This window comes from Streptomyces sp. NPDC092296 (assembly GCF_044755465.1).
Classification (GTDB): Bacteria; Actinomycetota; Actinomycetes; order Streptomycetales; family Streptomycetaceae; genus Peterkaempfera.
In genome coordinates, this window is sequence record NZ_JBIVRB010000001.1 from 348,988 (window position 1) to 362,431 (window position 13,444).

Sequence of the window (13,444 nt, forward strand, 5' to 3'; positions counted from 1 at the left end):
GTTTCCGGAACTTCGGCCTCACCGGGCACCGCCGCCGGTCACTCCAGGGGCAGCCGCGCGACCAGCAGCCGGCCGTCCATGGTGACGCCGCCGTCCATGGCGACGGCCAGCTCGTCGGCGTACACATGGGGGCCGGTGATCCGGAGCGGCGGTCGGCCGTCCTCGCCGGGGGCCTCGCCGGTGAGGTACGGGATGGGGCTGTGGCCGTGGACGACGCGGTGGCCGCCGTACGCCTCCAGCAGCTCGCCCGCTGCCGCCGGACCGGCCTCGCCCCGGAAGGCGAACCGCCGGGTGAACCGGCGGAAGCAGTCCCACCAGCCGTCGGCGTCGTCGGAGGCGAGCAGTTCGTGGACGGTGTCGTTGACCTCGTCGATCGACGCGCCGTACTCCAGGTACGCCGTGGTGTCGGAGTGCAGCAGCAGATGGCCGTCCTCCAGCGCGACGGCGGGCAGCCGGGAAAGCCAGCGGATGTGGTGCGGCTCCAGGCGGTCCATGTCGTTCTGCTGGCCGCCGTTGAGCCGCCAGGCGGCCAGGAAGGACGCGGTTCCGGCGCTGGACTGCACCGGCTCGTCGGCGTAGCGGTGGGCACCGAGCAGCAGCAGTTCGTGATTGCCCATCAGGGCGCGGCAGTAGCCGCCGGCCGCCGCCGCCTCGGCGGCGAGCTGCATCACCAGGTCGATGACGCCGATGCCGTCCGGGCCCCGGTCGGTGAAGTCGCCCAGGAACCAGAGCCGGGAGCGCGCGGCCGACCAGTGGCCGTCGGCGTCCACCAGGCCCTGCTCGTACAGGGCGGCGCGCAGCTCGCCCAGGTAGCCGTGGACGTCGCCGACGGCGTAGAGCGGGCCGACGGGGGCGGTGTCGGCGGGCTCGGGGAGCGGGTCGGGCGCACCGGCCGGGGGCGCCGCGGACACCGGGGCGCCCAGGTCGAGGGTGGGCGGGTCGGTGGGCTCGAAGGGGGGCCGGCCGGGTGCGTCCGGGTCGAAGCCGGACGCCGTCGCGCCGCCGCCGGCCTCGAACCAGCCCCGGACGGTCGAGGACTCCCCGGAGTGGACCGCGCCTTCGGCGGCGCCGCCCGGCCCGCCGTGCCCCTGGCCGCCGTGACCCTGGCCGCTGTGCCCCTGACTGCCGTGCCCCTGGCCGCCGTAGCCGGGGCCGGCCCACGGCTGCTGCGGACCGCCGTGGTCGCCGCTCTCGTACCCGTACGACAGCGGGTCGAGGGCCAAGCGGGCTCGGGGGCCTGTCTCCGGCAGCTCAGGCCCGGGGAAGCGGTCCTCGGGTGTCATTCGCCCATCATAGGAAGCTCGATCTCCCGGCGTCCGCACCTGGGCCGCATCCGATGGTTCCGGCTTGCGGTGCCGTCCGGTTCGATGTCGTGATTTGTCCGGTATCGAGGGAGGTCCTGCGGTGGTGCCGGGCGTGGCTCAGCCTCCGTCCGGAGTACGGGGCGGGCTGATGGTGGTCCGGGGGCTGCGGCGCTGCGAGGACGCGCGCACCAGCAGCTCGGTGGGCATCAGCCGGCCCGGCGGCGGTTCGGTGCCGGTGGCGAGCAGCCGGGTGGAGCGCTGCTCGCCCACTCCCTCGATCGCGTCGATCAGCAGGTTGACCACGGTGGTGCCGATGTTCCTGGGCTTGAGGGAGAGGGTGGTGATCGGCGGCTCGGTGGTCGCGTACACATCGCTCTCGCTGCAGCAGACCAGCAGCAGGTCCTCGGGCACCCGCAGGCCGTAGCGGCGGGCGGCGGCCAGCAGGTCGGTGCCGTTGGGGTCGAAGAGGCCGTAGACCGCGTCCGGCCGGTCCGGGCGGGCCAGCAGCCGGTCGGCGGCGACGGCGCCGGCGGCCGGGTCGTGCGCCGGGTAGGTCTCGTACACCGGGTCCTGTCCGACCCGGCCGCACCAGGCGAGGTACGCCTCGGTGCTGAGCCGGGTGTAGGTGTCGGTGCTGGTGCCGGTCAGCAGGCCGATGCGGCGGGCGCCGGCGCCGGAGAGGTGGTCCAGGATGCCGAGCACGGCGGCCTCGTGGTCGTTGTCCACCCACGCGGTGACCGGGCAGTTGCCGGGCTTGCCGTCGCTGACCACCGGCACGCCCTGCCGGTGCAGCTCCGCGACCACCGGATCGTGGTCGGCCGGGTCGATCACCACGGTGCCGTCCAGCGCGACATTGCCCCAGACGTCGTGCCGGGAGGAGGCGGGCAGCACCACCAGCGCATAGCCCCGGTTGAGCGCCGCCGAGGTGGCGGCGCGGGCCATCTCCGCGAAGTAGGCGAACTCGGTGAAGGTGAAGGGCTCGTCGCCGTAGGTGGTCACGGTCAGCCCGATCAGGCCGGAGCGGCCGGTGCGCAGCGTACGGGCCGCCGCGGACGGGCGGTAGCCCAGTCGCTCGGCGACCTCGCGCACCCGGCTGCGCGTCTCGTCGGGGAGGCGGCCCTTGCCGTTGAGTGCGTCGGAGACGGTGGTGATGGAGACTCCGGCCGCCGCGGCAACGTCCCGGATGCCGGCCCGCTCCAGCCGTCTCGGGCTGGTGGGCCGCCGGCCGCTCTGGTTGGCTGCTGCTGTCATGGCGGACCGATCGTATGGCCCATGGCGACGCCGGGTGAGCGGACGGTCACAGCGGTTCGCAGATACGTTTCTCCATGAGCAGTAGGGGTCTTTCCCCTGGGAAGTCCGGCCTCGCGGGGCAAGTTTCCTCTGACATGTGCCATTGGGTGCGCGGCGGGCGAAAGGTCCTGGCCCATCGGACATCGCGATATCTCACCTGCACGGGTGAATTCCGTAGAGGCTGCTCGTATGGTGATCCCGTCCCCGGGACGGGGCGGACGAGCGAGTGGAGGACACCACGGTGAGCGGCACGGCTGCGCAGGGCCCCCGGCTTCGGCCGGTGCTGGACGGCATTCCCACGTACAAGCCGGGACGCCCGGCCTCGGCCACGGACGGCGGGCCGGCCTACAAGCTGTCGTCCAACGAGAACCCGTACGAGCCGCTGCCCGGCGTGCTGGACGCGGTGGTCGCCGCCGCCGACCGGATGAACCGCTACCCGGACCTGTCCTGCGCCGACCTCACCGCCGTGCTGGCCGAGCGGTTCGGGGTGCCGCCGACGCACCTGGCGACCGGCACCGGCTCGGTGGGCGTGGCCCAGCAGCTGCTCCAGGCGACGGCCGGTCCGGGCGACGAGGTGATGTACGCCTGGCGCTCCTTCGAGGCGTACCCGATCATCACCCGAATCAGCGGCGCCACCCCGGTGACCGTGCCGCTGACCCCCGGCGATGTGCACGACCTGGACGCGATGGCCGACGCCATCACCGACCGGACCCGGCTGATCTTCGTCTGCAACCCCAACAACCCCACCGGCACCGTGGTCCGCCGCGCCGCGCTGGAGCGCTTCCTGGACCGGGTGCCCGGCGATGTGCTGGTGGTGCTGGACGAGGCGTACCGGGAGTTCAACCGCGACGAGCAGGTGCCGGACGGCGTCGAGCTGTACCGCGACCGGCCGAACGTCTGCGTGCTGCGCACCTTCTCCAAGGCGTACGGCCTGGCGGGGCTGCGGGTCGGCTTCGCCATCGCCCATGAGCCGGTGGCGGCGGCGCTGCGCAAGACGGCGGTGCCGTTCGGCGTCAGCCAGCTCGCCCAGGACGCGGCGGTGGCCTCGCTGCGCGCCGAGGACGCGCTGCTGGAGCGGGTCGAGGCGCTGGTGGGCGAGCGGACCCGGGTGGCCGAGGCGCTGGCCGGCCAGGGCTGGACGGTGCCGGAGTCGCAGGCCAATTTCGTCTGGCTGCGGCTGGGCGAGCGCACCGCGGACTTCGCGGCCGCCTGTGAGCGGGCCGGGGTCGTGGTGCGGCCGTTCGCGCCCGAGGGCGTCCGGGTGACCATCGGGGAGACCGAGGGCAACGACCTCTTCCTGCGCGCGGCGGAGGCGTTCCGCAAGGAGCTGTGAGGACGTATCAGCGGGGGCCGCGCACCGGTCGGTGCGCGGCCCCCTTCTCGCTCCCCGGGTCAGGTGGTGGGGGAGGCGTTCGGCGTCGGCGCCGAGCCCGACTCGGGCAGCAGCGGCCGGCAGGTCTTCAGCGCGGCGGCCGTCTTGGGGTCGCTGGTGGCCAGGCCGGCCAGCCCGTTGGTGACGGTGACGCCCTTGCCCCGCATGCAGTCGGCGAACGCCTTGAGCGCGGAGCTCTCCGCACTGCCGTTGCCGCCGCCGTTGCCGCCCCGGCCGCCGCCGAACGAGGGCAGCTTGGACTTACAGGCCGCGGCGGCCTTCTGGTACGCCGGGTCGGCGGTGTTCCCCATCCCCATGCCGAAGCCGCCGCCCTCCCGCCCACCGGGTCGGCCGCTGGGCCAGGCGCTGGGCCGTCCGCTGGGCCAGTTGCTCGGCCGTCCGCTGGGCCAGGCGCTCGGGCGGCCGCTGCCCCACGCCTCCGGGCGGCCGCTGCCGCGCGGCATGCCGCTGGGCCGGGACGGCAGGGTGTAGCCGTTCTGCTGGAGGCACTGGGCGTACTCCGCGAACGCGCCGCCCGGCCCGCCGCCGCGGCCCTGGCCGTCACCGCCCTGGCCCGCGCCGGCCTGCCCGGTGGCCGCGGCGGAGGCGGGCGCGGCGGCCGTACCCGAACCGGACGAGCAGCCGGCCACCAGCAGCGCTCCCCCGCCGAGGAGGGCGGCGGCGCCGAGGGCCGCCCTGCCACGCCGGCGGGGCGTCAGGGCCACGCGGGGCGCAACCGTGCGAGTACCGGACATACCTGCGGCTCCTCGGGTGTGATGGGCCCCGCCGAACGGGGCACCAGGCCGATCGGGCGGCCGTCCGACCGGAAGAGGTCGGCAGCCACCGCAGGCAATCAACCGCACCGCCGTGAGGGTGTGCCGGGCGGTTGCTGGGAGTTTGCTGGATGCCCGGTCAAAGGAGCGTAGGAGGACGGCGCCGGAGCCGGTTGATTCGCACCCGCTGATATGCCTATCACCCGATATGTTCACCCAGTCAACTCCCAGGCTCCGTCCAGGGTCAGGCCAAAGGTGCTGCGGCACGCTGTGCCGCTATGAAGGTGCTCCCTCGGCGGCGCAGGGCCGTCCTGTTGAACTCCCTGCTCGGTGTGGTCCTGCTGGCGGGCGGTGGCCTGGCGTACGCCACGGTGAACGCCGATGCCAGCTCCACCAGCCGCACCGGGCAGACCCGTACCGCGACCGTGGCCAAGGGGACGGTGCTGGCCACGGTGTCCGGCTCGGGCACGCTGGCGTCACCGACCGACGCCGGAGCCGACTTCGTCACCGGCGGCACCCTGACCTCGGTCAAGGTGGCGGTCGGCGACAAGGTCACCAAGGGCCAGGTGCTGGCCAAGGTGTCGACCACCGACGCCCAGGCGAAGGTGGACGCGGCGCAGGCCGCGCTGAACACCGCGCAGGCCGCGCTGACCAAGGCCCAGGCGGGTGAGACCGTCACCACCACCGTCCCGGGCACCACCACCGTCCCGGGCACCACCACCGTCCCGGGCACCGGCACCGGCACCGGCAGCGCCGGGCGGTCCGGCGGCCAGAGCGGCCAGAGCGGCGGCCAGGGCGCGGGCGGCGGTGACGGCGGCGAGTCGTCCACGCCGGTGACCACGACCACCACCAAGGTGGACGCCTCGGCGGTCGCCCAGGCCGAGCAGCAGGTCACCGAGGCCCAGAACAACCTCACCGACGCCCAGACCGCCCTGGACGGCACGGTGCTCAAGGCCCCGGTCGCCGGCACGGTCGCCTCGGTGGCGGGCAAGGTCGGGGACACGGTCTCCGGCTCCGGCAGCGGCTCCTCCGGCTCGGGCCAGGGCGGCTCCACCGGCTCCACCGGCTCCTCCTCGTCCTCCTCCGGCACCCCGACCGGCTTCGTGGTCATCACCAACCCGGCCGGGATGCAGGTCGACGCCTCCTTCTCGGAGTCCGACGCGCTGAAGGTCAAGAAGGGCCAGGCCGCCACGGTCACCCTCAACGCCCAGTCCGACACCGAGCTCAACGCCAAGGTGCTCTCGATCAGCTCGCTGCCCACCAGCAGTGGCAGCGGCAGCGGTTCGGGCAGCGCGGTGCAGTACGCCGCCACGTTGAAGATCACCAGCCCCACCGGCAAGCTGCGCACCGGGATGAGCGCCACCATCTCGGTGGTCACCGGCGAGGCCGACGACGCCCTGTACGTGCCCACCAACGCGGTCTCCGGCACCGGAGCCTCCCGGACCGCCACCGTGGTCAAGGACGACGGCAGCACCGAGCGCCGCACCGTCGAGGTCGGCATCGAGGGCGACTCCAGTGTGCAGGTCACCTCCGGGCTGTCGGTCGGTGAGAAGGTCGAGCTGACCAGCACCACCGCCTCCGGCGGCAACGGCTTCCCCAGCGGCGGCTTCCCCGGCGTCAGCGGCTTCGGCGGCGGCGCGGCCGGCTTCGGCGGCGGCATGCAGGGCAGCCGGTTCAGCGGGGGTGGCCGCCGGTGAGCCCCAGGCTGCCGATCGGCCGGCGCCGGGCCGAGCGCCCCGCACCGGCCGCCCGGCCCTCCGGACCGGTACCGGTCATCTCGGTGCGCGGGGTCCGCAAGTCGTACGGCGAGGGCGACGCCACCGTCCACGCGCTGCGCGGCCCGGACGGCCCCGGCGGCACCCCGCTCGGGGTGAGCCTGGACGTCGAGCAGGGCGACTTCGTCGCCGTGATGGGCAGCTCAGGCTCCGGCAAGTCGACCCTGATGAACATCCTGGGCTGCCTGGACGTGCCCACCGCCGGCCGCTACCTGCTGGACGGCATCGACGTCGGCCACCTGGACGAACACCAGCTCTCGCTGGTGCGCAACCGCAAGATCGGCTTCATCTTCCAGTCCTTCAACCTGGTCCCGCGCACCAGCGCCCAGGCCCAGGTGGAACTGCCGCTGGCCTACGCCGGCGTCCGCGCCGCCGAACGCCGCCGCCGCGCGGTGGCCGCGCTCACCATGGTCGGCCTGGCGGACCGGCTCGACCACCGCCCCAATGAGCTGTCCGGCGGCCAGCAGCAGCGGGTGGCGGTGGCGCGCGCCCTGGTCACCTCCCCGGCGATGCTGCTGGCCGACGAGCCCACCGGCAACCTGGACAGCCGCTCCACCGACGAGGTGCTCGGCATGATCGACCGGCTGAACGCCGCCGGACGCACCGTGGTGCTGATCACCCACGAGGACGAGGTGGCCCGGCACGCCAAGCGGGTGCTGCGCCTGGTGGACGGCCAGATCGTCGCCGACCGGCGGCAGGGTCCCGTACCGGGCCCGCCGCCGGCCCTCGCCGACCCGGTCGGCTTCCACCGGGGGGCCACCCGCCCCGACCACCAGCGGCCCGCCGCGATCGGAGGCAGGCCGTGATCGTCTGGCAGATCCTGCGGTTCGCCGTGGGCGGCCTGGCCGCCAACAAGGTGCGCTCCGCGCTGACCATGCTCGGGGTGCTGATCGGCGTCGCGGCGGTGATCCTGCTGCTGGCGGTGGGCAACGGCTCCTCGCAGGCGGTCAAGGACTCCATCACCTCGCTGGGCACCAACTCGCTCACCGTCTCCTCCTCCGGCGGCGGCTTCGGCGCCGCGCGCTCCAGCGGCGCCACCAAGCAGCTGACCCTCAAGGACGCCAAGGCGCTGGCCACCTCCGAGGACGCCACCGACATCAAGTCGGTCGCCCCGGTGGTCACCAGCTCCGGCACCGCCGTCTACCAGGGCACCGAGTACACGGTGAACTCGATCGTCGGCACCTACCCGGCCTACTTCGAGACCACCAACAACAAGGTCGCCAAGGGCGACTACTTCAGCAACGACGACGTCCTGGGCTCCCGCAAGGTCGCGGTGATCGGGGCCACCACCGCCGAGGAGCTGTTCGGCACCACCGACCCGGTGGGCAAGACCATGGTCATCGGCGGCACCCCCTTCACCGTGCGGGGCGTACTGGCCGAGAAGGGCAGCACCGGCCTCAGCGACTCGGACGACGTGGTGATCGCCCCGCTGCCCACCGTGCAGAACGCCTTCACCGGCTTCGGCTCGCTCAACCAGATCCTGGTGCAGGCCACCTCGGCCGACGCCACCACGGCCGCGCAGAGCGAGATCACCCAGGTGCTGATGGGCACCCACGGCATCAAGGACGCCAGCAACCTGGACTTCCGGATCAGCAGCCAGGAGTCGCTGCTCAGCGCCCGGCAGAGCACCAACCAGACGTTCACCGTGCTGCTCGGCGCGGTGGCCGCCATCTCGCTGCTGGTCGGCGGCATCGGCATCACCAACATCATGCTGGTCACGGTCACCGAGCGGACCCGGGAGATCGGCATCCGCAAGGCGATCGGCGCGCCCAAGGGCGTGATCCTCGGCCAGTTCCTCGCCGAGTCGACCCTGCTGTCGGTGCTGGGCGCCGGGCTCGGTGTGCTGGTCGGGCTGGTCGGCTCGCACTTCACGATCGTCGGTATCAAACCGGTGATCATCCCCGAGTCCGTCGCGGGCGCGTTCGGCATCGCGGTCGCCATCGGCCTGTTCTTCGGCAGCTACCCGGCCAACCGCGCCGCCTCGCTGCGGCCGATCGAGGCGCTGCGCCATGAGTAGCCCCGAGGAGACGGCCTCAAGGGGGACGGCCTCAAGGGAGATGACCTCAAAGGACTCAAAGGAGATGACGAAGATGGGCGCACACCGAGCCGACCTGGTGAAGGCGCCGCCCGCGCCCGTACCGGACACGGTGCGGCCGGCGGCCGGCAGCCCGGAGGAGATCCTGGCCACACCGCCGGACACCCGCGACATCACGGCCGAGCTGGCCGCACCGCCGCGCCGCCGGCTGCCCTGGCTCACCCTCTGCCTGGCGGGCGGGATCGTGGCGGCGGTGGCCTTCTCCGGCGGCGTCTGGTACCAGCGCGACCACGGCACCCCGGGCGGCCGGTCGCCGGTCGCCGCCGGGGGCTTCGGGCAGCGCGCCGCCGCCGGCGGGTCCGGGCAGTTCGGCAGCCGCCAGGGGCAGCAGGGCGGCGCCGAAGCCGGGGCGGGTGCGAGCGCGGGTGCCGGTGCCGGTGCGAGTGCCGGTGCGAGTGCCGGTACGGGATTCGGTGGCGCGGGCGCCGGAGCCGCTTCCGGTGCCACCATGACCACCGGTACCGTCAAGGTCGTCGACGGCGACAACCTCTACCTCACCGACGCCCAGGGCAACACGGTCAAGATCACCACCAAGAAGGGCTCCACCCAGGTGAAGCTCTCCAAGGACGGCAAGGTCTCCGACCTCCAGCCCGGCGACACCGTGGTGGTGCAGGGCACCAAGGACGACTCGGGCAATGTCGCCGCCACCCAGGTCACCGAGGGCGCCGGCACCGGCGGCTTCGGGGGATTCGGCGGGTTCGGCGGATTCGGCGGCGCCCGGCAGGCCGGGGGCGCCGGGGGCTGAGCCGCCCGTCCTCTCTCATCTTCACGCTGTACGGTGCTGGACCCACTCCTTCGACGGTCCCGGCCGGGGAACGGAAAGCACACCATGGACGGAACCGAAGCCTCCGCCGAGGCCAGCCTGCTGGTCGTCGACGACGAGCCCAACATCCGGGAACTGCTCGCCGCCTCCCTGCGGTTCGCCGGCTTCCGGGTGGCCTCGGCGGCCACCGGCGAGCAGGCGCTCGCCGCCGTCGCGGCCGACCGCCCCGACCTGGTGGTCCTGGATGTGATGCTGCCCGACATGGACGGCTTCGCCGTCGTCCGCCGACTGCGCGAGGACTCCCGCCGCCGCCCGACCGGCTCCGGCCGGCCGGGCGGCGGCACCGGCCCCTGGGACCACCTCCCGGTGCTCTTCCTCACCGCCAAGGACGGCACCGGCGACAAGGTGATCGGGCTGTCGGTGGGCGACGACTACGTCACCAAGCCGTTCAGCCTGGAGGAGCTGATCGCCCGCATCCGGGCCATCCTGCGCCGCACCGGCGGGCTGCCCGACGACGGACGGCTGACCGTCGCCGACCTGGAGCTGGACGCGATCGGCCACCAGGTCTCCCGGGCGGGCCGACCGGTCTCGCTGTCGCCCACCGAGTTCAAGCTGCTGCACTACCTGATGGCCAACGCCGGCCGGGTGGTCTCCAAGATGCAGATCCTGGACCACGTCTGGGCGTACGACTTCGGCGGCGACCTCAGCATCGTCGAGTCGTACATCTCCTACCTGCGGCGCAAGCTCGACCCGGGCACCGGGGACGCACCCCGGCTGATCCACACCGTGCGCGGGATCGGCTATGTGCTGCGCCGCCCGCCCCACCCCCAGGGCTGACCGGCGGTGCGCCGACCCACCCGCGCCGACCTGCCGCCGCTGTCGCTGCGGACCAGGCTGCTGGCGCTGGCCCTGGCGCTGGTCGCGGTCGGGCTGGCGGTCAGCGACACGGTGGTGGTCGGCACCGTACGGGTCCAGCTGGTGGACCGGCTCGACCAGCAGCTGTACCGCTTCGGGGAGCCGCTCTCCCACCGCGCGGCGGAGCGCTTCCCGGAGGCCGTCGGCACCGGCCGGTCGCCGGCCGCGTCCGCCGCGCGGCTGCCCAGCCAGTACGCCGTCCAGTTCCTGCGGGCCGACGGCAGCGCCCAGCAGGTGCTGCGGCAGCCGGTGGCGGCGGGCGACCCCGGGCCACGGCTGCCGGTGCTGACCGGGCGCAGCCTCGCGGACCGGCTGGACGACCCGTTCGAGGTGCCGGGCGAGCACGGCTCGGGCAACTGGCGGGTGCTGGTGCTGCCGGCCCGGAACGGCGGCGCGGGCGCGCCGGCGGCGGTGCTGGTGGCCGCCCCGCTGGCCGAGGTGGACGCGACCGTGGCCAAGCTGCGCACCGGCTTCCTGCTGATCGGCGGCTCGGTGCTGCTGCTGATCGCGGTCGCCGGGTGGTTCGCGGTCCGGGCGGGGCTGCGGCCGCTGCGCCGGATCGAGCAGGGCGCGGCGCTGATCGCCGCCGGTGAGCTGTCGCACCGGATGCCGCAGGCGTCGCCGCGTACCGAGGTCGGCCGGCTGTCCGCCGCGCTGAACGGGATGCTCACCCAGATCGAGGCGGCCTTCGCGGCGCGCGCCGAGTCCGAGGCCCGGATGCGCCGCTTCGTCGCGGACGCCTCCCATGAGCTGCGCACCCCGCTGGCCGGCATCCGGGGCTTCGCCGAGCTGTACCGGATGGGCGCGCTGCCCGCCGAGGCCGATGTGAAGCGCACCATGGCCCGGATCGAGAACGAGGCGGTACGGATGGGCGGGCTGGTCGAGGACCTGCTCACCCTGGCCCGGCTGGACGAGCAGCGGCCGCTGGAGCGTGAGCCGATGGACCTGCGCAGCCTGGCCGCCGACGCGCTGCACGACTTCACCGCGCTGGACCCGGACCGCGCGGTGTCGCTCACCGGTCCTGGCGGCCGGGGCGCGCCGCAGCCCGCCGTGGTGCTGGGCGACGAGGCCCGGCTGCGCCAGGTGGTGGCCAACCTGGTCGGCAACGCCATCGCGCACACCCCGGCCGGTACGCCGGTGCGGATCGGCGTCGGCATGGCGGACGGCGGGGGAGTGCTGGAGGTCGCGGACCAGGGGCCGGGCCTGACCGAGGAGCAGGCGGCCCGGGTCTTCGAGCGCTTCTTCCGGGTGGACGCCTCGCGCAGCCGCCAGCAGGGCGGTGGCGCCGGGCTCGGGCTGGCGATCGTGGGCGCGCTGGTGGCGGCGCACGACGGTGCGGTGGAGCTGGTCACCGCACCGGGCGCGGGCGCCCTCTTCCGGGTGCGCATCCCCGCCGCATAGGCCGCCGCCGGGCCCGGGATGACGCCGGGTGACCGACCTCACGCCCGCCGGAGGGCTTTCCGGGGCTTTGGTGTCGTAGGGGTGGGACATAATTCCTGCAGAGCTTGTGAACGTGTTCACGTTCACAAGCGGACAAGCTCTGCAGGTAGGAGGCGTGCCCCGTGGAACTAGCGCTGGCCCCCGAGACGATCGCGCGGTGGCAGTTCGGCGTCACCACCGTCTACCACTTCCTCTTCGTACCGCTGACGATCAGTCTGGCCGCGATCACCGCAGGGCTGGAGACCGCCTGGGTGCGCACCGGCAAGGAGCGGTACTTCCACGCCACCAAGTTCTGGGGCAAGCTCTTCCTGATCAACATCGCCATGGGCGTGGTCACCGGCATCGTGCAGGAGTTCCAGTTCGGCATGAACTGGTCGGACTACTCCCGCTTCGTCGGTGACGTCTTCGGCGCCCCGCTGGCGATGGAGGCGCTGATCGCCTTCTTCTTCGAGTCCACCTTCATCGGGCTGTGGATATTCGGCTGGGACAAGCTCCCCCGCAAGCTGCACTGCGCCTGCATCTGGATGGTCGCGCTGGGCACCGTACTGTCCGCGTACTTCATCCTGGCCGCCAACTCCTGGATGCAGCACCCGGTCGGCTACGCCCTGGACCCGGCCACCGGCAAGGCCCGGCTCACCGACATCGGCGCGGTGCTCTTCCAGAACACCACCCTGGTCGTGGTCGCCCACACCCTCACCGCCGCCTTCCTCACCGGCGCCGCCTTCATGGTCGGCATCGCCTCCTTCCACCTGTGGCGGACCAAGCGCCGGCAGGCCGCCGGGCTGCCGGTCGACCGCAAGCAGACCCTGGCCATGCGCACCTCGCTGCGGGTCGGGCTGGTGGTCGCGGTGGTGGCCGGCCTCGCCACCGCGCTCAGCGGCGACAGCCTCGGCAAGGTGATGTTCGAGCAGCAGCCGATGAAGATGGCCTCCGCCGAAGCACTCTGGGACAAGGCCGCACCCGCGCCGTTCTCGGTCTTCGCGGTCGGGGACGTGGCCAAGGGCCACAACACCGTCGAGATCCAGATCCCCGGCCTGCTCTCCTTCCTCGCCCACGACGACTTCAGCACCGCCGTCCCCGGCATCAACGACGTCGCCGCCGCCGAGGCCGCCCAGTACGGCGGCACCCCCGCCGACTACCTGCCCAATGTGCCCGTCACCTACTGGGGCTTCCGCTGGATGATCGGGTTCGGCATGACCTCGTTCAGCTGCGCGCTGGCCGGGCTGTGGCTCACCCGCAACCGCCGCTGGGTCGCCCCCGCGAAGCGCACCGCCGCCGACGAGGTGCCCCGGCTGATGCTCACCCGAAACCGCGAACTCGGCCCGGTGCTCACCCGGTGGGGCTGGCGGATCGGCATCCTCACCATGGGATTCCCGCTGATCGCCAACTCCTGGGGCTGGATCTTCACCGAGATGGGCCGCCAGCCGTGGGCCGTCTTCGGCCTGATGCGCACCGCCGACGCCGTCTCCCCCGGCGTCTCCACCGCCGAGCAGCTCACCACCCTGATCGGCTTCACCCTGCTCTACGCGGCGCTGGCGGTGGTCGAGGTGCGGCTGATGGTGACCTACGCCAAGGCCGGTCCCAACACCGCCGAGCAGCCGCCCGAGCAGGACCCGACCCTGCGCGGCGGGCCGTTCGGCGGGGACGGCGACGGCGCCGACCAGGACGCCGACAAGCCGCTCGCCTTCGCGTACTGACGGCCCGACCGACCGAACAG

At 73.4% G+C, this 13,444-nt stretch carries 11 protein-coding genes; 8 read left to right on the forward strand and 3 right to left on the reverse strand.

Translation table 11 applies throughout. The features are described from left to right. Positions 1-38: 38 nt before the first annotated feature. Both ACIQGZ_RS01600 and ACIQGZ_RS01605 read right to left on the reverse strand, forming a co-directional pair. A complete protein-coding gene (locus ACIQGZ_RS01600) occupies positions 39-1,283 on the reverse strand; it encodes a metallophosphoesterase (RefSeq protein ID WP_402598625.1) in 1,245 nt (414 codons plus the stop codon). Positions 1,284-1,421: 138 nt separating this feature from the next. Beyond that, positions 1,422-2,555: a LacI family DNA-binding transcriptional regulator gene (locus ACIQGZ_RS01605; RefSeq protein WP_402598626.1), complete on the reverse strand. Its 1,134-nt coding sequence runs from the start codon at positions 2,553-2,555 to the stop codon at positions 1,422-1,424. A 280-nt stretch (positions 2,556-2,835) separates the two neighbouring features. Here ACIQGZ_RS01605 and hisC point away from each other — a divergent pair, with 280 nt between their 5' ends. Further along, on the forward strand, positions 2,836-3,927 hold the full coding sequence (gene hisC / locus ACIQGZ_RS01610; RefSeq protein WP_402598627.1) for a histidinol-phosphate transaminase: 1,092 nt from the start codon (positions 2,836-2,838) through the stop codon (positions 3,925-3,927). Positions 3,928-3,986: 59 nt separating this feature from the next. Here hisC and ACIQGZ_RS01615 read toward each other — a convergent pair whose 3' ends face one another. Then, on the reverse strand, positions 3,987-4,691 hold the full coding sequence (locus ACIQGZ_RS01615) for a hypothetical protein (protein WP_402598629.1): 705 nt from the start codon (positions 4,689-4,691) through the stop codon (positions 3,987-3,989). Between the two features lie 326 nt (positions 4,692-5,017). Between ACIQGZ_RS01615 and ACIQGZ_RS01620 the strand changes: the two genes are divergently transcribed. The 7 genes from ACIQGZ_RS01620 (at position 5,018) to ACIQGZ_RS01650 (ending at position 13,424) form a co-directional block, all read left to right on the forward strand. Continuing rightward, positions 5,018-6,436 carry an efflux RND transporter periplasmic adaptor subunit gene (locus ACIQGZ_RS01620; protein WP_402598630.1) on the forward strand — a complete coding sequence of 473 codons (1,419 nt, stop codon included), beginning with the start codon at positions 5,018-5,020 and terminating at the stop codon, positions 6,434-6,436. Beyond that, positions 6,433-7,320 (forward strand): ABC transporter ATP-binding protein, encoded by an 888-nt coding sequence (locus tag ACIQGZ_RS01625; RefSeq protein ID WP_402598632.1) that lies wholly within the window; start codon positions 6,433-6,435, stop codon positions 7,318-7,320. The genes ACIQGZ_RS01620 and ACIQGZ_RS01625 overlap by 4 nt, the downstream gene beginning before the upstream one ends. Beyond that, complete coding sequence (locus tag ACIQGZ_RS01630; RefSeq protein ID WP_402598633.1) at positions 7,317-8,531, forward strand: ABC transporter permease; 1,215 nt, start codon at positions 7,317-7,319, stop codon at positions 8,529-8,531. The genes ACIQGZ_RS01625 and ACIQGZ_RS01630 overlap by 4 nt, the downstream gene beginning before the upstream one ends. Positions 8,532-8,604: 73 nt before the next feature. Next, complete coding sequence (locus ACIQGZ_RS01635) at positions 8,605-9,354, forward strand: hypothetical protein (RefSeq protein WP_402598635.1); 750 nt, start codon at positions 8,605-8,607, stop codon at positions 9,352-9,354. Between the two features lie 84 nt (positions 9,355-9,438). Continuing rightward, on the forward strand, positions 9,439-10,209 hold the full coding sequence (locus ACIQGZ_RS01640) for a response regulator transcription factor (protein ID WP_402598637.1): 771 nt from the start codon (positions 9,439-9,441) through the stop codon (positions 10,207-10,209). 6 nt (positions 10,210-10,215) lie between these two features. Beyond that, on the forward strand, positions 10,216-11,688 hold the full coding sequence (locus tag ACIQGZ_RS01645) for a sensor histidine kinase (protein WP_402598639.1): 1,473 nt from the start codon (positions 10,216-10,218) through the stop codon (positions 11,686-11,688). A 161-nt stretch (positions 11,689-11,849) separates the two neighbouring features. Then, positions 11,850-13,424, forward strand: a complete 1,575-nt coding sequence (locus ACIQGZ_RS01650; RefSeq protein ID WP_402598640.1) for a cytochrome ubiquinol oxidase subunit I — start codon at positions 11,850-11,852, stop codon at positions 13,422-13,424. Positions 13,425-13,444 lie beyond the last annotated feature (20 nt).

Excerpts from the sequence above, each read along its gene's own strand:
- ACIQGZ_RS01635 (WP_402598635.1), top strand. The coding sequence starts at position 8,605 with ATGGGCGCACACCGAGCCGACCTGGTGAAGGCGCCGCCCGCGCCCGTA.
- ACIQGZ_RS01605 (WP_402598626.1), bottom strand. The coding sequence starts at position 2,555 with ATGACAGCAGCAGCCAACCAGAGCGGCCGGCGGCCCACCAGCCCGAGA.
- ACIQGZ_RS01600 (WP_402598625.1), bottom strand. The coding sequence starts at position 1,283 with ATGACACCCGAGGACCGCTTCCCCGGGCCTGAGCTGCCGGAGACAGGC.
- ACIQGZ_RS01620 (WP_402598630.1), top strand. The coding sequence starts at position 5,018 with ATGAAGGTGCTCCCTCGGCGGCGCAGGGCCGTCCTGTTGAACTCCCTG.
- ACIQGZ_RS01640 (WP_402598637.1), top strand. The coding sequence starts at position 9,439 with ATGGACGGAACCGAAGCCTCCGCCGAGGCCAGCCTGCTGGTCGTCGAC.